This window comes from Amycolatopsis viridis (assembly GCF_011758765.1).
GTDB classification, from domain to species: domain Bacteria; phylum Actinomycetota; class Actinomycetes; order Mycobacteriales; family Pseudonocardiaceae; genus Amycolatopsis_E; species Amycolatopsis_E viridis.
Genome location: NZ_JAANOU010000001.1, coordinates 3735046 through 3759449, shown reverse-complemented (window position 1 = coordinate 3759449; position 24404 = coordinate 3735046). Strand labels below are relative to the sequence as shown.

Below are 24404 nucleotides of genomic sequence, written 5' to 3'. Positions count from 1 at the left end.
CTGGATTCCGCTCCGCCGGATCCCTACCTTCGGCGGACGGAGCGGGGAGTTGACATAACTCTGAACCTTGAGTTTAGGTTGAGGGTTTTTCGCTCCCGGTGAGCGGTACGAGGAATTCACGATAGGAAGGCGGACCCGATGACGCCCCCGCACAACTACCTCGCGGTGATCAAGGTCGTCGGCATCGGCGGCGGCGGTGTCAACGCCGTCAACCGCATGATCGAGGTCGGCCTCAAAGGTGTCGAGTTCATCGCGATCAACACGGACGCGCAGGCGCTGCTGATGTCCGACGCGGACGTCAAGCTCGACATCGGCCGGGAGCTGACCCGTGGCCTCGGCGCCGGCGCCAACCCCGAGGTCGGGCACAAGGCCGCCGAGGACCACCGCGAGGAGATCGAGGAGGTGCTCAAGGGCGCCGACATGGTCTTCGTGACCGCGGGCGAGGGCGGCGGCACCGGCACCGGTGGCGCCCCGGTGGTCGCCTCGATCGCGCGCAAGCTCGGCGCGCTCACGATCGGCGTGGTGACCCGGCCGTTCACCTTCGAGGGCAAGCGCCGCGGCAAGCAGGCCGAGGACGGCATCCAGGCGCTCCGCAACGAGTGCGACACGCTCATCGTCATCCCCAACGACCGGCTGCTGCAGCTCGGCGACATCGGTGTCAGCCTGATGGACGCGTTCCGCTCCGCCGACGAGGTGCTGCTCTCCGGTGTCCAGGGGATCACCGACCTGATCACCACGCCCGGTCTGATCAACCTGGACTTCGCCGACGTCAAGTCGGTCATGTCCGGCGCGGGCAGCGCGCTGATGGGCATCGGCTCCGCGCGCGGCGAGGGCCGGGCGGTGCAGGCCGCGGAGAAGGCGATCAACTCGCCGTTGCTCGAGGCGTCGATGGAGGGCGCGCACGGCGCGCTGCTGTCCATCGCGGGCGGCTCGGACCTCGGCCTGTTCGAGATCAACGAGGCCGCCTCGCTCGTGCAGGAGGCCGCGCACCCGGAGGCGAACATCATCTTCGGGACGATCATCGACGACTCGCTGGGCGACGAGGTGCGCGTGACGGTGATCGCGGCCGGGTTCGACTCCGGCTCACCCACGCACAAGAAGCTGGAACCGCCCGCGGTCGGCACTCGCTCGGCGACGGCCTCCGCGGAGGCCGGTCAGGTTCGCACGCCGGCCCCGGCGGCCCCGGCGCCGCCGGCCGCCCCGCCCGCCGGCGGTGGCTTCCCCGTCACGCCGCCCCGCACGCCGCCGTCCGGCACCAGCTACGGCACGTCGTCCAGCGGTCTGCCCCAGGCCGGCGGCGGCAGCCGGAGCTACCCGGCGCCGCGGACGAGCACGACCCAGGGCAGCCTGCCCAGCCGGGCCGTGCCGGTGACCGACGACCCGTCCGACGACGACGTGGACGTCCCGCCGTTCATGCGGCGCTGAGTCCCGCCGGCGTCCGACCGCGCGGTCCGGACCGGTGGTGCGGCTCCAGTCCGGCGAGATCCGGTGCCCCAGTAGGCTCGCGAGGAACCAGGCGAGTGGAGGTAGTGGACTTGCGCATCCGTCGGGTGGTCACGACCAGGGCGGGCGGCGTGTCGGCGCCGCCGTACGACACGTTCAACCTCGGCGATCACGTCGGTGACGACCCGGCCGCCGTGGCGGCCAACCGCAAGCGGCTGGGCACCGAGCTCGGTGTCGCGCGGGTGGCCTGGATGGAGCAGGTGCACGGCCGGACCGTCACCGTCGTGGACGGCAGCGAGACCGCGCCCGCCGAGGCCACCGACGCCCTGGTGACCGCCACCCCGGGCCTGCCGGTGGCGGTCCTCGTCGCCGACTGCGTGCCGGTCCTGCTGGGCGATCCGGAGACCGGTGTCGTCGCTGCGGTGCACGCGGGCCGTGTCGGCGCCCGGGTGGGCGTGCTGCCGGCCGCGCTGGAGGCGATGGCCGCGGCGGGTGCCGAAACGAGCCGCATCGAAGTGCTGCTCGGTCCGGCGATCTGCGGCGAGTGCTACGAGGTGCCCGCCGAGATGGCCGCCGACGTGGACAAGCACCTGCCGGGCAGCGCCACCCGCACCCGCGGCGGCAAGCCCGCACTCGACCTGCGGGCCGGGCTGTGGCGTCAGCTCGCCGAGGCCGGGGTCGGCAAGGTCGGCGTCGACCCGCGGTGCACGGCCGAGGACCCCACCCTGTTCAGCTACCGGCGCGACGGCACCACCGGCCGCATCGCCGCGCTGACCTGGGCCGAGCCGGAATGAGCGAGCAGCAGCGGCGGGACGGCATCGCACAGGCCCTGGCGGCCGTCGACGAGCGGATCGCGCGCGCGTGTGCCGCGGCCGGGCGCTCGCGGGCCGAGGTGCGCCTGCTGGCCGTCACCAAGACCTTCCCCGCCACCGACGCGGCCCTGCTCACCGACCTCGGCCAGACCGACCTCGCGGAGAACCGCGACCAGGAGGCGGGCGCCAAGGCGGCCGAGGTGCGCGCGCTGCGGCCGCAAGTGCGGCCTCGCTGGCACATGGTCGGACGGTTGCAGCGCAACAAGGCGCGGTCGGTGGTGCGCTGGGCCGACGAGGTCCAGTCGGTGGATTCGGTGCGCCTCGCCGATGCCCTCGCCAAGGCCCTGCACGCCGCGAACCAGGCGGGGGAGCGGTCCGGTCCGCTGGACGTGCTGATCCAGGCCAGCCTCGACGACGATCCGTCACGCGGCGGCTGTCCGCTCGCCCGGCTGGGTGAACTGGCCGATCACGTCGCCGGTCTGGACGGGCTGCGGCTGCGCGGCGTGATGGCCGTCGCGCCACTGGGTGCGGACCCCGCCGAAGCCTTCGCCCGGCTGGCCGGGGCCGCCGGCGACCTGCGACGGGACCACCCGGAAGCGGTCGAGCTGTCCGCCGGGATGAGCGGTGATCTGGAGGCCGCGATCGCGCACGGTTCGACATGTGTGCGTGTCGGAACCGCGTTGCTCGGCGCCCGCGGTTTAGCCTCGCCGTAGCGAGATCACCCGGAAGTGAGCGATCGCGTCCGGGTAGTCAGGTGAGGGAGCGGCTAGGGAGAGGCATGAGCGCGCTGCAGAAGCTGAAGGCCTACTTCGGCATGATCCCGGCCGACAGTGACGGTTACGACGGCTACGACTCGTACGAGGCCGCCGACCGGTACGACGACGACTACCGGCGCGACTACGCCGACGACGAAGCGTACGACGGCTTCGAGGAGGAGCCGCTGCCGCGTGCCCGGCGACGGTACCGCGCCGGTTCCGACTACGACGAGGAGACCCCGGTTCGCGCCCGCCCGCGGACGCCGGAGCCGGTGGCGCACGGCGCGCTCGCGGTCGACCGGCAGCCCGAGCCGGTGGCGCGGCTGCGCCCGGTCCCGGAGCCGGCCCGCCCGGCGGCGCGGGACGCGCTGGGCCGGATCACCACGCTGCACCCCACGAGCTACGTCGAGGCGCGGGGGATCGGTGAGGCGTACCGGGAGGGCATCCCGGTGATCATCAACCTGACCCAGATGGAGAACGCCGACGCCAAGCGCCTCGTGGACTTCGCGGCCGGCCTGGCGTTCGCGCTGCGCGGTTCGATGGACAAGATCACGAACAAGGTGTTCCTGCTCTCCCCGCCGGACGTGGAGGTGACCGCCGAGGAGCGCCGGCGGATCGCCGAGGGCGGGCTGTTCCTTCGCCACTGAACGTGGTGACCGTTATCGGAAAAAGGGGTGGAACAGTGTGATGATCCAACTACGAAGCGTAGCGATTTAGTCCGAATGGGTGAAACCGTAGGCGAAATCACAGTTCGATTACGCGACCCGGACAGACCGGGTGTTCCGGGTGCTCCGGGGGTCGCGGCGATGTGGCAGAGTGGTGTTCGTGGATGCGGTCCGGCTGGTTCTCTACTACGTGCTGTTCGTCTTTTGGCTGCTGCTCACAGCGCGTGTCGTGGTGGAGCTCGTGCGGGCGTTCGCACGGGACTGGCGCCCCGCCGGCGGGGTTGCGGTGACGCTGGAGACCATCTACACAGTGACCGATCCTCCGGTCCGCGTGGCCCGGAGGATCATCCCGACGGTTCGCATTGGCGGCGTCGGACTGGACTTGTCGATTATGGTGCTGCTGTTGGTTGTGTTCATACTGATGCAACTGGCGCTTCCCGGGTGACTTCGGGGGAACCCGGGTGTCGGAGCAGCAGGCCATGGAGTGCGTGAGGTGATCTGATGTCGTTGACCCCCGCTGACGTGCATAACGTCGCGTTCAGCAAGCCACCCATCGGCAAGCGGGGCTACAACGAGGACGAGGTGGACGCGTTCCTCGACCTGGTGGAGACCGAGCTCGCGCGGCTCATCGAGGACAACAACGAGCTGCGCCAGCAGGTCGAGCAGCTCGACGCCGAGCTCGAGGGCACCCGTGCCGACCTCGAGGCCGCCCGCGCCGGTGCCGGTCCGCAGGAGCGCCGCCTCGCCCCGGTTCCGCCGCCCTCGGCGGTGGAGCAGACCCAGGCCCACCCGATGTCGGACGCCGCCGAGCCGAACGTGCAGGCGGCGAAGGTCCTCGGACTGGCCCAGGAGATGGCCGACCGGCTGACCGCCGAGGCGAAGACCGAGTCCGACGGCATGCTGGCCGAGGCTCGGGCCAAGTCCGAGCAGCTGCTCTCCGACGCCCGGACCAAGGCTGACTCGATGGTCAACGAGGCGCGCACCCGCGCGGAGGGCATGCTCAACGACGCCCGCACGCGGGCGGAGACGCTCGAGCGTCAGGCGCGCGACAAGGCGACGACCATGGAGCGCGACGCGCAGCGCAAGTACAGCGAGACGATGAACACGCTGAACACCGAGAAGACCGCGCTGGGCAAAAAGATCGAGGAACTGCGCACCATCGAGCGCGAGTACCGCACGCGGCTGCGCGGGTTCCTGGAGTCGCAGCTGCGCGAGCTCGACGACCGCGGTTCGGCCGCACCGGCGTCCGCCTCGTCGAACTCCGGTCAGGGTGCCGGATCCGGCACCAGCCAGGGCTACTCGTTCGGTCCCCGCGCCGAGGCCGGCTGAGCTTCCCGGTGACGGTTCCGGCACTCCGCGCCGGAGGGTCGGAACCGTTCCGGGTGTGACGCGTGTTGTAATTCACCGTGCTCTTCATCGTTCTGCTCCTGGTTCTGGCCGCGCTGGGGCTGCTGATATCGGCACTGATCACGGCGAGCTCGCTGTGGGCGTGGCTCTCGATCGGCCTGTCGGTCGTGGCCGGGTTGCTGCTGGTGGCCGATTTCGCGCGGCGCCGGGCGGCCCGCCGCCGGGTCGCCGCGGGGGAATCCGGGGAAGAGCCGGCCGCCGCGCCCGCGGCGCCGGACGACGACGAGCCGGCGACGGCCACGGACCAGCCGGAGACCGAGGCGTCTCCTGAGACACCGCCCGCCGAGGAGCCGGCGAAGGTGACCGCCGAGCCCGAGCAGGTGGCCGACGAGCAGGACGTCGCGGTGGACCAGACCGCTCTGCTCCCGGCGGCCGGGGAACTCGTCGGCACCGCCGAGGAGGGCGAACCGGGCGTCGAGCGCACCGACCCGGCCGACACGGAAACCGTGAGCGGGCTGGACGTCGAGGTCGTGGTCGTGGACGAGCACCCGCGCTACCACCTCACCGACTGCGGCTGGCTCACCGGCCGCGACACCATCCCGATCTCCGTCAGCGAGGCCCGTGACCTCGGGTTCACCCCGTGCGCCCGGTGCACCCCCGACGCCCACCTGGCGAAAACGCACCGGGCGAAGTCCAAGGCGTGACGGTCAGGCCGCGAGCCGCACGGCGAGGTGCGCGGCGAGCGCATCCGCACCGCTGCCGGTGAGCTTGAGCGCGCGGTGCCCGGGCTGGGACCGCACCACCCAGCCGCGCTCCAGGAAGTGCGCGGCGAGCGCGGCGCCCAGCGCGCCGGCGAGGTGGTGGCGCTGCTCCGACCAGTCCAGGCAGAACTTCAGCAGCGGGCGCTTCCGCCGGGTCCCGTTGACCCGAGCCAGATCCAGTCCCAGCGACGCGAACACCGCGTCCGCGGCGGGGCCGAGCGCGTGCGGGTGCGTCGCCGTCGGCGCCGACAACCGGTCGCCCGGCCGCCGTCCGGTGCCCGCCACACCGTCGGTGGCGATCAGCGCACCACGGCCGACGAGCGCGGCGGTGACCTCGACGCCCAGCCGGCCGGCCAGGTGGTCGTAGCAGGTCCGGGCGAACCGCAGCGCCTGCGCCCGCGTTCCCTCCTTCAGCGAGGTGATCGGCCGGGCGGGGGAGAACCGGGCGAGCGTTTCGAGGATTTCCACACCTTCGGGGCGCAGCCGGTAGAACCGGTGCCGCCCGGACCGTTCCGCCTCGACCAGCCCCGCCTCGCGCAGCTTCGCCAGATGGGCGCTGGCACCCTGCGCGGTCAGCCCCGCCTCGGCGGCCAGCACGGACGCGGCGAGGGCCCGCCCGTCGGCGAGCGCGGTGAGCACCCGCACGCGGGCCGGGTCCGCGAACAGGGCCGCGGTGCGGGCGATGTCGGCATCCCCTCCGCTCATGCCCCCAGGATGCCGCACGGACACTTCCACCGGGACCGAAGCGTTCCGACACTTCCGTCCCGGTGGAAGTGATTCCGCGGTTTGCTGGAGCCATGCCCGACCACCGCGCCACCGTGCTGCTCACCCAGTGCGCCGGGATGTTCCTGGTCCAGCTGGACGTGACCGTGGTCAACGTCGCGCTGCCGACGATCGGCGCCCGGCTGCACGCGGATCTCCCGGTGCTGCAATGGATCGTCGACGGGTACACGGTCGTGCTCGCGGCGCTGCTGCTGTGCGGCGGCGCGCTCGGCGATGTGCTCGGCCATCGCCGCGTCGTCCTCGCCGGGTTCGCGGTCTTCGGCGCCGCCTCCGCCGGGTGTGCGCTCGCCCCGGCCGGTTCCACCCTGATCGCGTTCCGCGTGGCGCAGGGCGCGGGTGCCGCACTGCTGCTGCCCGGCACCCTTGCCGTCATCACCCGCACCTACCCCGGCCGCCGGGAGCAGGCCCGCGCGCTCGGCATCTGGGCCGGCGTGTCCGCACTGGCCCTGTCGGCCGGGCCGGTGCTGGGCGGTGTTCTCGTCAGCGTGGCCGGATGGCGCTCGTTGTTCTGGATCAACGTGCCGCTGACCGCGCTCGCGATGGCCGGGACCCTCCTGGTGCCCAGGGATCCGCCGGCGAGCGGGCGGGTCGACGTCAAGGGCACCGTCACCGGCGCGGCTGCCCTCGCCCTGCTGGTCTTCGCGGTGATCGAGTCCAGCGTCGCGGCCGGGCTGGCCGGGGTGGCCGCCGCGGTCGTGTTCGTGGCCGTCGAGCGGAGCAGCCCCGCGCCGATGCTGCCGCTCGCACTGCTGCGGTCACGCACCTTCGCCGCGGCCAACCTCGTCGCCGGCGCGATGAACTTCGCCGGTCTCGGCACCATCCTGGTCGTCACGCTGTACCTGCAGGGCGTGCGGCACATGCCGCCGCTGACCGCCGCGCTGGCGATGCTGCCCGGGTTCCTGCCGCTGTCCCTGCTGGCCCCGGTCACCGGACGGCTCACCGCGCGGTTCGGGCCGCGCCCGGTGATGATCTCCGGGCTGCTCACCGGCGTGGCCGGCCTGTGCCTGCTGTTGCGGGTCACCGAGCACAGCACGGTCGCCGGCTCGGTGCTGCCCGCGTTCGCGCTCGTCGGGGTGGGACTGGGCCTGCTCACCGCGGCCGTCGTCGCGGCGGCGGTCGGCGGCGTGCCCGCGGACAAGGCGGGCGTGGCCAGCGGGGTCAACAACACCGCCCGGCAGGCGTTCGGCGCGCTCGGGATCGCGGCGTTCGGCGCCATCGCGGGCAGCCCGGCACAGCCGGCCGCGTTCGTCCACGGGCTGCACGTCGCCGCGCTGGTGGGCGCCGCGTCCTGGCTGGCCGCGGCCGCGCTGACGGCCGGCGCCGTGGGCGACCCTGGCCGGAACCGGGTTGCGGGAGACCGCTAACCTGGAAGGACACGGCGTCGATCCGGCCATCACCGGGGAGCCTCCGGAAGAACGGGACCCCCGCGGTCCTCAGTAGAACCGGACGGGTACGGCCCGTCACAGCCGTCAACGAAGTGGCCCGCCCCTCCCGGGCGGGCAAGCGGGGTGGTACCGCGGAAGCGCGCTCAGCCGGCGCATTTTCGTCCCCGTGCTGGGTCCGGTCCGGATCCGTCACGAGAGCGACGAGGACGCGAGGAGCGCAAGCGATGTACCCGAAGGTTCAGCTCGGCGACGCACCGGCCGGCCAGGTGCCGTCCCAGCCGTCCTTCCCGGCGCTGGAGACCAGCGTGCTGGCCTACTGGGAGTCCGACCGGACCTTCCAGGCCACCATCGACGCGCGCGAACCGGGGACGAACGGCAGCAACGAGTACGTCTTCTACGACGGCCCGCCGTTCGCCAACGGCCTGCCGCACTACGGCCACCTGCTCACCGGGTACGTCAAGGACATCGTGCCGCGGTACCAGACGATGCGCGGACGCCGCGTCGAGCGCCGGTTCGGCTGGGACACCCACGGCCTGCCGGCCGAGCTGGAGGCCGAGCGCCAGCTCGGGATCACCGACAAGTCGCAGATCGACGAGATGGGCATCGCCGCCTTCAACGAGGCGTGCCGCGAGTCCGTGCTCCGGTACACCGGCGAGTGGCGCGACTACGTCACCCGCCAGGCCCGGTGGGTGGACTTCGAACACGACTACAAGACGCTCGACATCACCTTCATGGAGTCGGTGATCTGGGCGTTCAAGCAGCTGTGGGACAAGGGCCTCGTCTACGAGGGCTACCGCGTGCTGCCCTACTGCTGGCGCGACCAGACCCCGCTGTCCAACCACGAGCTGCGGATGGACGAGGACGTCTACACCGGCCGCCAGGACCCGGCGGTGACCGTCGGGTTCCGGGTGGCGGGCAACGACACCGACCTCGACGGCGCGCACCTGCTGATCTGGACCACCACGCCGTGGACCCTGCCGTCCAACCAGGCGGTCGCGGTGCACCCCGAGGTCGAGTACGTGGTGGTGGACCACGACGGCCGGCGGTTCGTGCTCGCCGAGGCGCGCCTGGCGGCCTACGCCAAGGAGCTGGGCGAGGAGCCGGCCGTGGTCGGCCGCTACCGGGGCGCGGAGCTGGCCGGGCTGCGCTACGCGCCACCGTTCCCGTACTTCGTCGGCGCCGAGAACTCCCACCAGGTGCTGCTCGCCGACTTCGTCACCACCGACGGCGGCACCGGCCTCGTGCACATGTCCCCGGCCTACGGCGAGGACGACATGGCCGCCTGTGACGCGGTCGGCATCACCCCGGTCACCCCCGTGGACCCGCGCGGCCGTTTCGACGCGACCGTGCCGGACTACCAGGGCCAGCAGGTGTTCGAGGCCAACCCGAACATCATCCGGGACCTCAAGAACGGCAGCGGGTCCGCCGGGCGGCAGGGCGCGGTCCTGCTGCGGCACGAGACCTACGAGCACTCCTACCCGCACTGCTGGCGCTGCCGCAACCCGCTGATCTACCGCGCGGTGTCGTCGTGGTTCGTCAAGGTGACGGCGTTCAAGGACCGCATGGTCGAGCTGAACCAGCAGATCACCTGGTACCCGGAGCACGTCAAGGACGGCCAGTTCGGCAAGTGGCTGGAGAACGCGCGTGACTGGTCGATCTCGCGCAACCGCTACTGGGGCACGCCCATCCCGGTGTGGATGTCGGACGACCCGGCGTACCCGCGCGTCGACGTGTACGGCTCGCTGGACGAGCTGGAGCGCGACTTCGGCGTGCGGCCCACGGACCTGCACCGCCCGCACATCGACCAGCTGACCCGGCCCAACCCGGACGACCCCACCGGGCGGTCCACGATGCGCCGGGTGCCCGAGGTGCTGGACGTGTGGTTCGACTCCGGTTCGATGCCCTACGGCCAGGTGCACTACCCGTTCGAGAACGCGGAGTGGTTCGAGCACCACTACCCGGGCGACTTCATCGTCGAGTACATCGGGCAGACCCGCGGCTGGTTCTACACGCTGCACGTGCTCGCGACGGCGTTGTTCGACCGGCCCTCGTTCCGCGCGTGCGTCTCGCACGGCATCGTGCTCGGCTCCGACGGGCAGAAGATGTCGAAGTCGCTGCGCAACTACCCGGACGTCAACGAGGTGTTCGCCCGGGACGGCTCGGACGCGATGCGCTGGTACCTGATGGCCAGCCCGATCCTGCGCGGCGGCAACCTGGTCGTCACCGAGAAGGGCATTCGCGACGCGGTGCGGCAGGCCGTGCTGCCGCTGTGGAACTCCTACTACTTCCTCGCCCTCTACGCCAACGCCGAGGGCGTGGAAGGGCAGTGGCGCACCGATTCACGGCACGTGCTGGACCGCTACATCCTGGCCAAGACGGGTGAGCTGGTCACCGACGTCGGGTCCGCTTTGGACAAGTGCGACATCGCCGGGGCGTGCGCGTCGGCGCGCGACTTCCTCGAGGTGCTCACGAACTGGTACGTGCGCCGCTCGCGCGAGCGGTTCTGGGCGGGCGAGAAGGACGCGATCGACACGCTGCACACGGTGCTGGAGGTCGTGTCGCGGACGATGGCGCCGCTGCTGCCGCTGACCACCGAGGTGGTGTGGCGCGGGCTGACCGGCGGCCGCTCGGTGCACCTGCAGGACTGGCCGCTGGTCGACGAGCTGCCTGCCGACGCGGCGCTGGTCACCGCGATGGACCGGGTGCGCCAGGTGTGCTCCTCGGCGCTGTCGCTGCGCAAGGCGAACAAGCTGCGCGTGCGGCTGCCGCTGGCGAAGATGCTGATCGCGGCCGAGGACGCGGACCGGCTGGCCGGCTTCACCGACATCATCGCCGACGAGGTCAACGTCAAGTCGGTCGAGCTGAGCACCGACGTCGCCGCGCACGGCCGGTTCGAGGTCGCGGTCAACGCCCGCGCCGCGGGCCCGCGGCTGGGCAAGGACGTGCAGCGGGTGATCAAGGCCGTCAAGGCGGGCGACTGGACGACCTCGCCGGGTGGTGCCGTGGTGGCGGCCGGCATCGAGCTGGCCGAGGGCGAGTACGAGCGCCGCCTGGTGGCCAAGGACGGCGGCGCCACGGCGGAACTGCCCGGCGGTTCCGGTCTGGTCCAGCTGGACACCGCGGTGACCCCGGAGCTGGCCGCCGAGGGGGTGGCCCGTGACGTGGTGCGTGTCGTGCAGCAGGCCCGCCGCGAGGCCGGGCTCGACGTGGCCGACCGCATCGTGCTGACCGTGGAGGCCTCGGAGGAGGTCGTCGCGGCGGCGACCCTGCACCAGGAGTTCGTCGCGCGCGAGACGCTGGCGAACACGGTGGCGTTCGGGCACGTGGACGGCGGTTTCGCGGGTTCGGTCGGCGACGGGGACAAGATCACCGTGGCGGTAACGAAGGCCCCCTGACCTCCGACTGGAGGGTAAACACCAACAGGGGGGTACGCCGGTGACCTGGCGCAGGTGGGTGCTCGCGGGTGGTGCGGCCGCGGTCGTCGCGATCGTCGTGGCGGCCGTGGTCGTCGTGTGGGGTGGCTCGTCGCCCGAGCAGCCCGCCGCGGACGGGGCCGCGGCCGACGACCCGGGTGCGGTCGCCACCCGGTTCCTGGCCGCGTTCGGGCAGGGCGACGCGAACGCGGCGGCGGCGCTGACCGACGACCCGCGGGCGGCGGCGCTGACCCTGGGCGACGCCCGCCGCGGCCTGGCCCCGGAGTCGGTGTCGGCGCGGCTGCGCCAGGTCACGCCCGGTGCCGCGCGCGCCACCGCCTCGTTCCAGGTCGCCTGGACCCTGGCGGCCGGGCGGGTGTGGTCCTACGACAACACCCTCGACCTCGTCTCCGTGGACGGGCACTGGCTGGTGCACTGGAGCCCGGCCGTGGTGCACCCGAAGCTGCGGGCCGGCCGGGTCCTCGCGGTGCGCACCCCGGCCGGGCGCACCGCGGTGGCCGACCGCAACGGCCGCCCGGTGCTGACCTGGCAGGCCGGCGGGCCGCAGCCGGTGGCACCGCAGGCCGCCGGACTGCTGACACCGGCGCTCCAGCGCACCGCCACCGAGCGGTCGCCGGGCGGCTGGTCGGTCGTCAGCACCGACCCCGACGGCGCGGCGCCGGAGACCCTGTTCGGCCAGGGCGAGGTCGAGGCGACGCCGCTGACCACCACGCTGAGCCTGCCCACCCAGGCCGCGGCCCAGCGGGCGGTGGACTCGGCCGGCGCACCCGCGATGCTGGTGGCGATCCAGCCCTCCACCGGCGACCTGCTCGCGGTGGCGCAGAACGCGGCGGCCGGGACCGGTCCGAGCGCGCTGAACGGCCTGTACGCGCCGGGGTCGACCTTCAAGATCGTGACGGCGGCGGCGCTGCTGGAGTCCGGTACGGCGACCGCGGACACCGTGGCCGGCTGCCCGGCGACCGCACGGATCGGCCAGCGCACGATTCCCAACGACGACCAGTTCGCCTACCCGCCGCTGCCGTTGCACTCGGCGTTCGCGCACTCGTGCAACACGACGTTCGCGCAGCTGGCGTCCGCGTTGCCCGCGGACGCGCTGGCCACCGCGGCGAGCCGGTTCGGCCTCAACGCCGACTTCACGGTTCCCGGGATCACCACCGAGACCGGCAAGGTGGTCGCCAGTGCGAACAGCGCCGAGCAGGTCGAGTCGGCCATCGGGCAGGGCACCGTGCAGGCCAGCCCGTTCGGTCTGGCGCTGATGGCGGCGACCGTCGCGCGCGGCGGCGCGGTGACACCGCGGCTGTGGCAGGAGCTGGCCACCCAGGTCAACACCGGTTACCAGGCGCCGCCGGCACCGGTGATCGCCGCGCTGCGCACGATGATGCGCGAGGTGGTCACCGGCGGCACCGCGACCGGCCTGCGGGGCGCCGGTGACGTGCACGGCAAGACGGGGACGGCCCAGTTCGGGGACGGCAGCCGGGCCAACGGGTGGTTCGCCGGCTACCGGGACGACGTGGCGTTCGCGGTGCTGCTGGTGGGTGCCGACTCGTCGAAGCCGGCGGTGGACGTCTCGTCGGTGTTCCTGAACGGCCTGGGCTGACGTGTCGGCGGCCGCCGACGGGTGTGGCCGTTACCGTGGGCGGGTGGAGACGATCGCGCTGTCCGAGGTGGCCGCGGTGCTCGCCGATCCGAGCCGGGCGGCGATGTGCCTGGCCCTGCTCGACGGACGTGCGTGGACGGTCGGTGAGCTGGCCCGTTCGGCCGGGGTGGCCCCGTCCACGGCGAGTGAGCACGTGGCGCGCCTGGTGGCGGCCGGGTTCGTCGTGGGCGTGCAGCAGGGGCGGCACCGGTACGTGCGGATCAGCGACCCGCGGGTGGCCGAGCTGATCGAGCACCTGGCGCAGCACGCGCAGCACCGGCCGCCCACGGGCCTGCGGGACGGACTGCGCGTGCGCCGGCTGGCGTTCGCCCGCACCTGCTACGACCACCTCGCCGGCGCCGCCGGGGTCGCCCTGCACGACGGGATGCTGCGGGCCGGGCTGATCTCCGCCGGGTCGGGTCTGGCGCTGACGCCGCACGGCCGGGCCGTGCTGGACCACCTGGGGGTCGAGGTACCCGCCGGGGGCCGCCGGCCGCTGCTGCGCGGATGCCTGGACTGGACGGAGCGGCGCGACCACCTGGGCGGTGCGCTGGCGGCGGCGTTGTTCGCGCACGGTGCCGGGGCGGGCTGGTTCGAACGGCGGCCGGACCGGGCGGTGCACGTGACCGCCGCGGCGGAGGAGCCGCTGGCGCGGCTGGGTGTGCGGCTGCCGGGCGCCGCGTGATGCGGAACCCGGCCGCCGCTCCGCCCGGCACCTCCGTTCGTCCCGGCTCGTACCGGTGAGGTTCGCCATCCGGGTGAAACCGGGATCCCGGCGGGATCGCGTGGGCGGCACCTGGGAGGGGTCGCTGGGCCGGGCACTCGTCGTCGCCGTGCGCGCACCCGCCGTCGAGGGCAGGGCGAACGAGTCGGTGCGCAAGGTGCTCGCCGCGGCACTCGGCGTACGCGCCCGCGATCTCGTTGTCGTGCAAGGGGAACACGGCCGGGACAAGCTGATCGAGCTCACTTCCGGGCCGCCCGGCGCGGCGGAGCGCCTCGCTTCCCTATTCTGAGTGCCTGACGAACCGGGCAGGGGAGGTGCGGGTGGGCGAGCTGCCGGTCGTGCTGGGGCTGGGCGCCGCCGTCCTGCTCGCCGCCGTGCTCGCGGTCCGCTTCTCCACCCGGCTGGGCCTGCCGTCGCTGTTGCTGTACCTCGCGATCGGCGTGCTGCTCGGCGAATCCGGGTTCGGCATCCACTTCGCCGACCCGTTCCTGACCCAGGCGCTCGGCCTGGCCGCCCTGGTCATGATCCTCGCCGAGGGCGGCCTCACCACCCGGTGGACGGCGGTGCGGCCCGCCCTCGCCCAGGGCGTGGCACTGTCCACAGTGGCGGTCGGCCTGAGCATCGCCATCACCGGGCCTGCCCTGCACTGGCTGCTCGGCCTGGACTGGCGGACGGCGTTGCTGTGGGGTGCGGTCCTCTCCTCGACCGACTCGGCCGCGGTGTTCTCCGTGCTGCGCGGTGTTGGCGTGCCCAAGCGCCTCGCCGGGGCGCTGGAACTGGAGTCCGGCATCAACGACGCGCCCGCGTACATGGCGGTCGTCGTGCTGGCCGAGGGCACCCGCCTCGACTGGTCGCTGCCGCTGCTGGTGGTGTACGAGCTCGCCGCGGGTGTCGCGCTCGGGCTGCTGCTCGGGTTCGCCGGGGGGTGGGCGCTGCGCCGCGCCGCGCTGCCGGCCACCGGCCTGTATCCACTTGCGACGGTCGCGGTGTGCGTGGTGGCCTACTCGTCCGGTCAGCTGCTGCACGCCTCCGGTTTGCTCGCCACCTACGTCACCGCGGTCGTGCTGGGCAACTCGCGGCTGCCGCACCGATCGGACACCCTGTCCTTCGCCGAGGGGCTCGGCTGGCTCGCCCAGATCGGGTTGTTCGTGCTGCTGGGCCTGTTCGCCTCACCGGAACGGCTGCTGGAGTCGATCGTGCCCGGCCTGATCGCCGCCGGTGTCGTCCTGGTGGTCGCCCGCCCGGTGTCGGTGCTCATCGCCCAGCTGCCGTTCCGGGTGCCGCTGCGCGAACAGGTCTTCGTGGCCTGGGCCGGGCTGCGCGGGGCCGTGCCCATCGTGCTGGCGATGATCCCGCTCGCCCGGCAGGTGCCCGGTGCGCAACGGCTCGTCGACGCGGTGTTCGTGCTGGTCATCGTGCTCACCCTGGTGCAGGGCCTCTCGCTCGGCCCGCTCGCGCGGCTGCTCCGGCTGTCCGCCGCGGCCGAGCCGAAGGAGATCGAGGTCGACGCGGCACCGCTGGACGAGCTGCAGGCCGAACTGCTCCAGGTCAAGATCCAGCCCGGCTCCCGGCTGCACGGGGTGTACCTGTCGGAGCTGCGGCTGCCGGCCGGGGCGTCGCTGAGCCTGATCGTCCGCGACGGCCGCAGCTTCCCGCCCGGGCGCACCGACCGGCTGCAGCGCGGCGACCAGATCCTGATCGTGAGCACCGAGTCCGCGCGGGACGCGGCCGAGCGCCGGATCCGCGCGGTGGACCGGGCCGGGCCGCTGGCCCGCTGGATGGGCGAGTCCGGGAAGTGAGACCCGCTGGCGCGGTGCGGGCCGGATCCGCTACGGTGTCGCGGTAGGTCATGAGTGCCAGCGCCAAGCCCCGGCTCGCTGGCCGGCAACCCTCCTTCCGCGGTGGGGTGCCCCGGGTGAGGACCTGGCTCGTCGCGCAGTGCGGCGGGCAAGCGCGGACCCGCCTGCGGGTCCCTGGACCCGAGGAGCCTCGATGACTCTCGCTCTTGATCGCGTCACCACCCCGGCCGTGACCGTGGCCGCCGCCGTTCCCCTGGTCACCGGTGGTCAGCTCGACTACGCCAACCTCGACCACGCCGCCAGCGCTCCCTGTCTGGAGCCGGTGCGGCGCGCGGTGGAGGAGTTCCTGCCCCATTACGCCAGCGTGCACCGCGGCGCCGGGTTCGCCTCCCAGGTGTCCACAAAGGTCTACGAGCGCACCCGCGACGTGCTGCGCCGGTTCACCGGTGCCCGCACCGGCGACGCGGTCGTGTTCACCCGCAACACGACCGACGCGCTGAACCTGCTGGCCCGCAGCCTGCCGCGGCACACGTCGGTGGTGGTGTTCGACACCGAGCACCACGCGGCGCTGCTGCCGTGGCGCGGCCCCCACGTGCGGCGGATCGCGCTGCCGAACACCCGGCTCGCCGCCGTGTCCGCAGTGGACAGTGCACTCGCGGCGTGCCCGGAGGGGCCGCGGCTGGTGGTCGTGACCGGCGCGTCGAACGTGACCGGCGAACTCCTGCCGGTCGCCGAGATCGCGGCAGTGGCCCGCCGCCACGGCGCGCGCATCGCGCTGGACGGCGCCCAGCTCGCCCCGCACCGGCCGATCTCGTTGCGCGAGCTGGACGTGGACTACGTCGCGCTCTCCGGTCACAAGCTGTACGCGCCCTACGGCGCCGGTGCGCTGGTCGGCCGCGCGGACTGGCTGCGCGCCGCCGATCCGTACCTGGCCGGCGGTGGGGCGACGAAGTCGGTGCGCCGCGACGGCGACCGCCTCGGCGTGGCCTGGCAGACCGGCGCCGAGCGGCACGAGGCCGGCTCGCCCAACACCGTCGGGGTGTACGCGCTGGGCGTGGCGTGCGAGCAGCTGGCCGCCTCCTGGGACGCGGTGATCGCGCACGAGCAGCGGCTGCTGGAGCGGCTCACCCGCGGCCTCGCGGCCGTACCCGGGCTGGCGGAGCTGCGCCTGTTCGACGGCGCCGCCGAGCGGGTCGGCACGGTCAGTTTCGTGCTCGACGGGTTCGACCCCGGCTGGGTGGCGGCGGTCCTGTCGGCCGAGTACGGCATCGGTGTGCGCGACGGCGCGTTCTGCGCCCACGTGGCGACCCGGCGGCTGGTGGCGCGCACCGGGGGCGAGGGACAGCAGGCGCTGCGGGTGAGCCTCGGCCTGGGCACCACCGCCGAGCACGTGGACCGGCTGCTGACCGCGCTGCGGCAGATCGTCGCCCGCGGCGCCCGCTGGACCTACGCGGTGGCCGACGGCCGGTGGGTGCCCAGCCCCGACCCGCGGCCGCTGCCGGATTTCCTGGCCTGAACCGGGGCGGTCCCGCCTGACGTGGACAATGACGGGGTGAGCAGTGACCCCCAGCCCTCCCCGGACACCGTGCCGGACGAGCAGCAGGTGCCCCCGCAGCCCAAGCGGCGCACCCTGCTGCTGGCCGTGATCGCGGTCGTCGTGTTCGCCCTGGACGTCGTCACCAAGTCGATCGTCGCGGCCACCCTGGCGGGGCACGAACCGGTGCGGATCCTCGGCGGGCTCGTCTACCTGCAGCTGATCCGCAACCCGTTCGCCGCGTTCGGCCTGGGCGTCACCGGGATGACCTGGGTGTTCGCGGTCGTCGCGTTCGGGGTGGTCGTCGCGTTGATCTGGTTCGCCAAGCGGTTGCGGTCGGTCGGCTGGGCGATCGGTCTCGGTCTCGTCCTGGCCGGCGCGATCGGGAACCTGGCGGACCGGATCTTCCGGGCGCCGGGGGTGCTGCGCGGGCACGTGGTCGACTTCGTGTCGCTGTTCGCACCCAACGGCGAGGTGTGGCCGGTCTTCAACGTGGCCGACTCCGCGATCTGCGTCGGCGGGGCGCTGATCGTGCTGCTGTCGCTGCTGGGCCGCGAGTACGACGGCACCGTGAAGGGCAGGGCGAAGCGGTGAGCGCGCGGATGCTGCCCGTCCCGGACGGGCTCGACGGCATGCGCGTGGACGCCGGGCTGGCGAAGCTGCTCGGGTTGTCCCGCACCGTGGTCGCCGAACTCGCCGAGTCGGGCGACGTCCTGCTCGACGGCCGCCCGGCCGGCAAGTCCGACCGCCTGTCCGCCGGGGTGCTGCTCGAGGTGACCCTGCCCGAGCCGGACAACCCGGTCGAGGTCGTCGCCGAACCGGTCGACGGCCTGCGCATCCTGCACGACGACGACGACATCGTGGTGGTGGCGAAACCGGTCGGGGTCGCGGTGCACCCCAGCCCGGGCTGGACCGGGCCCACCGTCGTCGGTGGGCTCGCGGCGGCCGGACTGCGGATCTCGACCTCGGGTGCCGCCGAGCGGCAGGGCGTCGTGCACCGGCTCGACGCGGGCACCACGGGCGTGATGGTGGTGGCGAAGAGCGAGCACGCCTACACCGTGCTGAAGCGGGCGTTCAAGGAACGCACCGTCGACAAGGGTTACCACGCCGTCGTGCAGGGCCACCCCGACCCGACCCGCGGCACCATCGACGCGCCGATCGACCGGCACCCGCGGCACGACTACAAGTTCGCCGTCGTCGCGGGCGGCCGCCCGTCGGTCACGCACTACGAGGTGATCGAGGCGTTCCGTGCGGCGTCCCTGCTGGACGTCAAGCTGGAGACCGGCCGCACCCACCAGATCCGCGTGCACTTCTCCGCGCTGCGCCACCCGTGCGCCGGGGACCTGACCTACGGGGCGGACCCGGTGCTCGCCCGCAAGCTCGGCCTGACCCGGCAGTGGCTGCACGCGCGCACCCTGGGATTCGCGCATCCCGCGGACGGACGCTGGGTGCAGTTCGAAGCCCCGTACCCGGCGGATCTGTCCCACGCGCTGGACGTGTTGCGCGCGGAGAGCTAGTCCTCCAGCGACCAGGTCAAGGAGCGTGCGTCGGGCTCCGGGCGGGGGCTCCAGCGCACCGCCACCACGCGCGCGGACTCCGGCACCACGTACACGGTGTGCCCGCCCGCGGTCTCGCCCGGCTGGACGCCGATCCGGTGCGGCGGCCGGGAGGTCAGCGACACCGGTGCCTTGGCGATCGCCGCGCCGGTGGCGGTCAGCAGCTCCAGGTAGTTGTCCGGCAGGGAGCGGAACGGGACCGGGCCGGTGTTGGTGACCTCGGTGTGCACCACGACGGCCCGCTCACCCGGCTGGAGCCGGTAGCCGGCCGCGCCGAACAGGTAGTCCGCCGGGTCCTGCACCTCGAGCAGCTGAACGGCGAGCTGCTCACCGTCGAGTCCCTGCCCGGCCAGCCGGTCACCGACCCGGCCGGAGCGCGGCCCCGGCGCCGGGGCGGGCTGCGCGTCGCCGCGGGCCCACGACGCCGTCTGCGGCGGGCCCCACGTGCTGATCACCGGGTCCAGCGGTGGCGGAGCGGGCCGCTGGTCCGCGCCGGGTGCCGGGTACGGCCCGGACGGCACCCCGTGCGGACCCGGCATGCCGGCAGGCGGACCGCTGAAACCGGTGGGACCGCTCGGCGGGTGGGCGAGGGGCGGAGCGGGAGGAGCCGGTGCCGGGTAGCCGGCGGCGGGAACGGCGCCGGAGGGCACCGGGGACGGCCCGCGCGGCACCCCTGGCACGGGATGCCGCGGCGGCGGGAACGCCCCGGCGAGCGCGGCGCGCAGGCCCTGCGGATCGCTCTCCACGCCGACCAGCAGGGGCAGCCCGCTGCCGGACAGCGCGACCAGCCGGTAGGCGGCCTCCCGCGGGTCCATCCCGATCCGGGCGGCGAGTTCGTGCACGGCCACCTTGCCCAGATCGGCCAGCGCGGCGAGCAGACGGGCATCGGCGGGATCGGTCACGGCCACGGCAGCAGACGCTACCTGCCGGCCGTCGCCGCGCGTGCTCACCCCGCCGCGGGGCACCGCGGTTCCAGCGGTTCTAGGCTGGCGGAACGCGCACCCGACGACGCTGGGATGGATGGATGACCGAGGTCGTGAAGCTCGCCGACGAGTTCGTGGAAGCCCTGTTCGACGCCGAACCGCTGTGGCCGGCGGCACTCGGGCTGGAATCCGCCCGGGACGGGATCGGCGATCTCGGCGAGGAGGCCGAGGCCGCCCACCGCGACCGGCTCGCCGACTTCGTGCGGCGCGCCGAGGCGATCGACCCGGCCGGGCTGAGCGCCGAGGACCGGGTGACCCGGGACGTTGTGCTGACGCAGGCGCGCGGTCACCTGGACCGGCTGGACACGCACGCGGTCGAGTTCACCATCAGCGACATCTTCGTCGCCCCCGCGGTCGGCCTGCTGACGATCCTGCCGATGATCGGCGTGCCCGACGACGAGCACGGCCGCCGGCACCTCACCCGGCTGGCGGACATCCCGCGCTACCTGGAGCAGGCCGCCGCCCGGCACCGCGCCGGCGTGGCCGCCGGACGGGTCCCGGTCGAGCACCTGGTCCGCGCCGCGATCGCGCACCTGGACCGCTACCTGGCCGAGCCCGGCTCCGACCCGCTGCTGCGCCAGCCCGCGCCGAGCGAGGACTTCGCCCGCGAACGGGACCGCGTGCTCGCCGAGGTGGTGCGGCCCGCGTTCGCCGCCTACCGGGACGCGCTCACCGGTATCGCGCCGCACGGGCGCCCGCCGGAGAAGCCCGGCGTGTGCTGGCTGCCCGACGGCGAGGCGATCTACACCGCCCTCGCCCGCACGCACACCACGACCGATCGCACCCCGGACGAGCTGCACGAAACCGGCGTGGGCATCATCGCCGACCTGGCCGGTGAGTACCGCGAGATCGGCTCGCGCGTGTTCGGCACCACCGATCTGGCCGAGATCTTCCACCGGCTGCGCACCGATCCGCAGCTGCGGTGGGGCAGTGCCGGGGAACTGCTCGACACCGCCCGGGCGGCGATCGCCCGGGCCGAGGAGGCCGCGCCGCGCTGGTTCGGCCGCATCCCGCCGCACCCGTGGGTGGTGGAGCCGGTGCCGGCGGCCGAGGCGCCCGGCGCGCCGCCCGCGTTCTACCTGCAACCGGCCGTCGACGGGTCGCGGCCCGGGATCTACTTCGCCAACACCCACGACGTGACCGAACGGTTCCGGCACGCCGCCGAGGTGATGGCCTTCCACGAAGCCATCCCCGGTCACCACTTCCAGCTCTCCACCGCGCTGACGCTGACGGATCTGCCGCTGCTGCGCCGGATCGGTGACTTCACCGCCTACGCCGAGGGCTGGGGCCTCTACGCCGAGCGGCTGGCCGCCGAGATGGGCCTGTACTCCGACGACGTGGCACTGCTCGGCATGCTCACCATGGACTCGATGCGGGCCGGCCGCCTGGTGGTGGACACCGGGCTGCACGCGCTGGGGTGGTCGCGGCAGCAGGCGGTGGACTACCTGCGGGAGAACACCCCGATGCCGCAGGTGGAGATCGAGTCCGAAGTGGACCGCTACATCGCCTACCCCGGGCAGGCGCTGTCGTACATGGTGGGGCGCCTGGAGATCCAGCGCGTGCGGGCGAAGGCCGAGCGGGCGCTGGGGGAGCGGTTCGACATCCGCGCCTTCCACGACCTGGTCCTCGGTGGCGGCGCGCTGCCCCTGTCGGTGCTGGAGGGTGTGGTGGACGACTGGATCGCGCGACCGTGAGCGAGGTGGACGCGCTCGGCGAGGAGCTCACCGGCCGGCTGCTGGCGGCCGATCCGCTGCGTGCGTCCGTGCTCGGCCTGCCGGGGGACCACGACCGGCTGCCGGATGTGAGCGCGCAGGCGCAGGCGCGCCACCGGGCCGCCTGTCTGGATCTCGCCGCCCGTGCCGGGGCGGCCGAGCCGGCCGGGCCCGGTGAGGCGGTGACGCGCGACGTCGTCGTCCAGCAGGCCCGGGCGGCTGTCGACCTCCTCGACGCGCGGCTTCCCGAGTTCGCCGTCAGCGACGCGTTCACCGCGCCGGTCCAGCTGGTGCTGATGACGCTGCCGATGATCGAGCTGACCGGCCCCGGCCGGGCCCGCGGTTTCCTCGCCCGGCTCGCCGCCGTGCCGGCCCTGGTGGACCAGGTGATCGAGCGGCAGTCCGGCGGCCTCACGCCGCCGGGTTTCCTGGTGGATGGGGCGATCGGCTACTTCGACCGGTTGCTGGCCGCGCCCGGGGTTGCGCCGTTGCGCCTGGATGTCGGGTCCGGCGCGCTGGCCGCCGAGCGGGACGCACTGCTGGCCGGGTCGGTGCGGCCCGCCCTGGTCCGCTACCGCGAGTTCCTCGCCGGTGAGCTGCGGGCGCGTGCCCGGCCCGCGGACGAGCCGGGCCTGTGCTGGCAGCCCGGCGGTCTGCCCCGGTACGCCGGGCTGATCCGGGCGCACACCACCACCGGGCGCACCGCGCAGGAACTGCACGACATCGGGCTCGCCCTGATCGCCGACCTGGCCGGCGAGTTCCGGGCGGTCGGCCGCCGCGTGTTCGGCACCACGGACCTGGCGGAGATCTTCCACCGGCTGCGCACCGATCCCGCGTTGCGCTGGGGCAGCGGCGAGGAACTGCTGGCCGCCGCGCGTGCGGCGATCGCCAGGGCGGAGGTCGCGGCGCCCCGGTGGTTCCGGACGATCCCGTCGGCGCGGTGCGAGGTGCGGCCGGTACCGGCGACCGAGGCCGGTGCGGGCACGATCGCCTACTACATTGAACCGGCGCTGGACGGCTCCCGGCCGGGCGTCTACTACGCCAGCACGGTGCAGGCACCGGAACGGCTGCGGCACGTCGGCGAGGCGGTCGCCTTCCACGAGGCGATCCCCGGCCACCACCTCCAGATCTCGCTCGCGCAGCAGCTGGACCTGCCCCTGCTGCGCCGGATCGCCGAGGTCAACGCCTACACCGAGGGCTGGGGCCTCTACGCCGAGCGGCTGGCCGACGAGATGGGCCTGTACTCCGATGAGGTGGCGCGGCTGGGCATGCTGACCCAGGACGCGATGCGCGCCGGCCGCCTGGTGGTGGACACCGGGCTGCACGCGCTGGGCTGGTCCCGGCAGCGGGCGGTGGACTACCTGCGGGAGCACACGCCGATGGCCGAGGTGGAGATCGCCGAGGAGGTCGACCGCTACCTCGGCTGCCCGGGGCCGGCGTTGTCGTACGCGGTCGGGCGGCTGGAGATCCGGCGGATCCGGGCCGGTGCCGAGCGCGCGCTGGGCGAGCGGTTCGACGTCCGGGACTTCCACGACGTGGTGCTGGGGCACGGGATTCTCCCGCTGCCCGTTCTGGACCGGGTGGTTTCGGACTGGATTACCAGCCGGTAGTGTGGCGCTCGAGGTAAGCGCACGCTTAGAAGCAAAGGTGGCATCGATGCGGATCGGCACCCAGATCAACTACTCCGGCGGGTTCGCCGAGAGCGTCCGGGACGTGGTCGAGCTGGAGAAGGCCGGGCTCGACGTCGTCACCGTCCCCGAGGCCTATTCGTTCGACGCGGTCAGCCAGCTCGGCTACCTCGCGGCCAAGACCGAGCGGGTCCAGCTGGCCTCGGGCATCCTGCAGATTTACACGCGGACGCCGACGCTGACCGCCATGACGGCGGCGGGCCTGGACTTCGTGTCCGGCGGCCGGTTCATCCTCGGCATCGGGGCGTCCGGGCCGCAGGTCGTCGAGGGCTTCCACGGGGTGCGCTACGACGCGCCGCTGGGCCGCACGCGCGAGATCGTGGAGATCTGCCGCCAGGTGTGGCGGCGGGAGCGCGTCGTGCACGACGGCAAGCACTACCAGATCCCGCTGCCGGCGGACCAGGGCACCGGTCTGGGCAAGCCGCTGAAGATCATCAACCACCCGGTGCGGGAGCGGATCCCGGTCCAGATCGCCGCGATCGGCCCGAAGAACGTGGCGCTGACCGCGGAAATCGCGGAGGGCTGGCAGCCGATCTTCTTCCACCCGGAGCGGGCCGCCGAGGTGTGGGGCGAGGCGCTCGCCGAGGGCAGGGCCAAGCGCGACCCGTCCCTGGGCGAGCTCGACGTCGCCGTCGGCGTGCCGGTGGCGATCGGTGAGGACGTCGGCGGGATGCTCGACTGGGTCCGGCCGGTGGTGGCCCTCTACGTCGGCGGCATGGGCGCCCGCGGCAAGAACTTCTACACCGAGCTGGCCTGCCGCTACGGCTATGAGGCGGAGGCCAAGCTGATCCAGGACCTCTACCTCGACGGCAAGAAGGAGGAGGCCGCTGCGGCCGTCCCGCTCGACCTGCTGCGGGCCATCTGCCTGGTCGGCCCGAAGGGGTACGTGCGGGAGCGGCTGGCCGCCCTGCGCGAGGCCGGGGTCACCACCCTGCAGCTCACGTTCCTCGACCCCGACCCGGCTCGCCGCGCCGTGGTCGTCGGCGAGCTGCGGGAACTGCTCAGCTGACCCGGTCGAGGAACAGGAACTCGGTCACCCCGACGGCGCCGAGGATGTGGCGGACGCCGGGCGGCATGGTCGTCCGTCGTTCGTCGCGCACCACCCTGGGGCGGGTCGCCTTGATGATCCGCGTGCGCGTCTCGATCTCGCACCCGCCGGCTGCCAGGACGTTGCGGACCCAGTCGGCGTCCGGGCCGTAGGTCAGGGCCACGACGAGACTGTCCGCCACCCGGAAGGTCTTCACCGGAGTCCGGTAGGTCCGCCCGGACCGGCGGCCGCGGTGGACGATCATGGCGAACCCGGGCAGCCACATGCTCAGTGGCCCGAGCACGCGGTTGGTCGCGACGCGGTTGAACCTGGCGACCTTCTTCGACAACACCATGCGAT

The 24404-nt window shown here is 73.4% G+C and carries 22 protein-coding genes and 1 riboswitch; of the genes, 19 read left to right on the top strand and 3 right to left on the bottom strand.

The window, feature by feature from the left end; all coding sequences use genetic code 11:
• Window positions 1-138 precede the first annotated feature (138 nt).
• The 7 genes from ftsZ to FHX46_RS18605 all read left to right on the top strand — a co-directional run bounded on the left by ftsZ (window position 139) and on the right by FHX46_RS18605 (window position 5726).
• On the top strand, window positions 139-1425 hold the full coding sequence (ftsZ, locus tag FHX46_RS18635; RefSeq protein ID WP_167116596.1) for a cell division protein FtsZ: 1287 nt from the start codon (window positions 139-141) through the stop codon (window positions 1423-1425).
• 110 nt (window positions 1426-1535) lie between these two features.
• Complete coding sequence (gene pgeF / locus FHX46_RS18630; RefSeq protein ID WP_167116593.1) at window positions 1536-2237, top strand: peptidoglycan editing factor PgeF; 702 nt, start codon at window positions 1536-1538, stop codon at window positions 2235-2237.
• A complete protein-coding gene (locus tag FHX46_RS18625) occupies window positions 2234-2968 on the top strand; it encodes a YggS family pyridoxal phosphate-dependent enzyme (protein WP_167116591.1) in 735 nt (244 codons plus the stop codon). The genes pgeF and FHX46_RS18625 overlap by 4 nt, the downstream gene beginning before the upstream one ends.
• Window positions 2969-3033: 65 nt before the next feature.
• Window positions 3034-3657, top strand: coding sequence for a cell division protein SepF (locus tag FHX46_RS18620; RefSeq protein ID WP_167116588.1), 624 nt, complete (start codon window positions 3034-3036; stop codon window positions 3655-3657).
• A gap of 178 nt (window positions 3658-3835) precedes the next feature.
• Entirely contained in the window at window positions 3836-4120 is a 285-nt protein-coding gene (locus FHX46_RS18615) for a YggT family protein (RefSeq protein WP_167108465.1), read from the top strand.
• 56 nt (window positions 4121-4176) lie between these two features.
• On the top strand, window positions 4177-5004 hold the full coding sequence (wag31, locus tag FHX46_RS18610) for a DivIVA-like cell division protein Wag31 (RefSeq protein WP_167116585.1): 828 nt from the start codon (window positions 4177-4179) through the stop codon (window positions 5002-5004).
• 77 nt (window positions 5005-5081) lie between these two features.
• On the top strand, window positions 5082-5726 hold the full coding sequence (locus tag FHX46_RS18605; protein ID WP_167116582.1) for a hypothetical protein: 645 nt from the start codon (window positions 5082-5084) through the stop codon (window positions 5724-5726).
• Window positions 5727-5729: 3 nt separating this feature from the next.
• Here FHX46_RS18605 and FHX46_RS18600 read toward each other — a convergent pair whose 3' ends face one another.
• Window positions 5730-6488, bottom strand: a complete 759-nt coding sequence (locus FHX46_RS18600; protein ID WP_167116579.1) for an ArsR/SmtB family transcription factor — start codon at window positions 6486-6488, stop codon at window positions 5730-5732.
• A gap of 92 nt (window positions 6489-6580) precedes the next feature.
• On the opposite strand from FHX46_RS18600, the gene FHX46_RS18595 reads away from it, so the two are divergent.
• The 9 genes from FHX46_RS18595 (at window position 6581) to FHX46_RS18555 (ending at window position 18595) form a co-directional block, all read left to right on the top strand.
• On the top strand, window positions 6581-7930 hold the full coding sequence (locus FHX46_RS18595) for an MFS transporter (RefSeq protein WP_167116576.1): 1350 nt from the start codon (window positions 6581-6583) through the stop codon (window positions 7928-7930).
• A 245-nt stretch (window positions 7931-8175) separates the two neighbouring features.
• The gene (gene ileS, locus FHX46_RS18590; protein WP_167116573.1) at window positions 8176-11346 is read left to right on the top strand and encodes an isoleucine--tRNA ligase; all 3171 of its coding nucleotides are present in this window, start codon (window positions 8176-8178) and stop codon (window positions 11344-11346) included.
• Between the two features lie 58 nt (window positions 11347-11404).
• Window positions 11405-12982: a penicillin-binding transpeptidase domain-containing protein gene (locus FHX46_RS18585; protein ID WP_167121548.1), complete on the top strand. Its 1578-nt coding sequence runs from the start codon at window positions 11405-11407 to the stop codon at window positions 12980-12982.
• 43 nt (window positions 12983-13025) lie between these two features.
• Complete coding sequence (locus tag FHX46_RS18580) at window positions 13026-13706, top strand: ArsR/SmtB family transcription factor (RefSeq protein ID WP_167116570.1); 681 nt, start codon at window positions 13026-13028, stop codon at window positions 13704-13706.
• 55 nt (window positions 13707-13761) lie between these two features.
• Window positions 13762-14034 (top strand): DUF167 domain-containing protein, encoded by a 273-nt coding sequence (locus tag FHX46_RS18575; RefSeq protein ID WP_167116567.1) that lies wholly within the window; start codon window positions 13762-13764, stop codon window positions 14032-14034.
• A gap of 31 nt (window positions 14035-14065) precedes the next feature.
• Complete coding sequence (locus tag FHX46_RS18570) at window positions 14066-15544, top strand: potassium/proton antiporter (RefSeq protein ID WP_167116564.1); 1479 nt, start codon at window positions 14066-14068, stop codon at window positions 15542-15544.
• Window positions 15545-15590: 46 nt separating this feature from the next.
• Window positions 15591-15705: riboswitch (SAM riboswitch) on the top strand.
• Between the two features lie 32 nt (window positions 15706-15737).
• Window positions 15738-17060, top strand: a complete 1323-nt coding sequence (locus tag FHX46_RS18565) for an aminotransferase class V-fold PLP-dependent enzyme (protein WP_167116559.1) — start codon at window positions 15738-15740, stop codon at window positions 17058-17060.
• Window positions 17061-17096: 36 nt separating this feature from the next.
• Window positions 17097-17672, top strand: a complete 576-nt coding sequence (lspA, locus tag FHX46_RS18560) for a signal peptidase II (protein WP_167116556.1) — start codon at window positions 17097-17099, stop codon at window positions 17670-17672.
• The gene (locus FHX46_RS18555; RefSeq protein ID WP_313886178.1) at window positions 17669-18595 is read left to right on the top strand and encodes an RluA family pseudouridine synthase; all 927 of its coding nucleotides are present in this window, start codon (window positions 17669-17671) and stop codon (window positions 18593-18595) included. The genes lspA and FHX46_RS18555 overlap by 4 nt, the downstream gene beginning before the upstream one ends.
• Here the strand turns inward: FHX46_RS18555 and FHX46_RS18550 are convergent.
• The gene (locus FHX46_RS18550; protein WP_167116553.1) at window positions 18592-19542 is read right to left on the bottom strand and encodes an AsnC family protein; all 951 of its coding nucleotides are present in this window, start codon (window positions 19540-19542) and stop codon (window positions 18592-18594) included. The genes FHX46_RS18555 and FHX46_RS18550 overlap by 4 nt on opposite strands.
• Before the next feature lie 116 nt (window positions 19543-19658).
• Between FHX46_RS18550 and FHX46_RS18545 the strand changes: the two genes are divergently transcribed.
• From FHX46_RS18545 to FHX46_RS18535, 3 genes are read left to right on the top strand one after another with little or no spacing between them, the layout of a single operon-like run.
• Window positions 19659-21311 carry a DUF885 domain-containing protein gene (locus tag FHX46_RS18545; RefSeq protein WP_167116550.1) on the top strand — a complete coding sequence of 551 codons (1653 nt, stop codon included), beginning with the start codon at window positions 19659-19661 and terminating at the stop codon, window positions 21309-21311.
• Entirely contained in the window at window positions 21308-22939 is a 1632-nt protein-coding gene (locus FHX46_RS18540) for a DUF885 domain-containing protein (RefSeq protein ID WP_167116547.1), read from the top strand. The genes FHX46_RS18545 and FHX46_RS18540 overlap by 4 nt, the downstream gene beginning before the upstream one ends.
• 46 nt (window positions 22940-22985) lie before the next feature.
• Window positions 22986-24026: an LLM class F420-dependent oxidoreductase gene (locus tag FHX46_RS18535; RefSeq protein WP_167116542.1), complete on the top strand. Its 1041-nt coding sequence runs from the start codon at window positions 22986-22988 to the stop codon at window positions 24024-24026.
• Here FHX46_RS18535 and FHX46_RS18530 read toward each other — a convergent pair.
• On the bottom strand, window positions 24019-24399 hold the full coding sequence (locus FHX46_RS18530) for a nitroreductase family deazaflavin-dependent oxidoreductase (RefSeq protein WP_167116539.1): 381 nt from the start codon (window positions 24397-24399) through the stop codon (window positions 24019-24021). The two genes, FHX46_RS18535 and FHX46_RS18530, sit on opposite strands and share 8 nt — an antisense overlap.
• Between the last annotated feature and the right edge of the window lie 5 nt (window positions 24400-24404).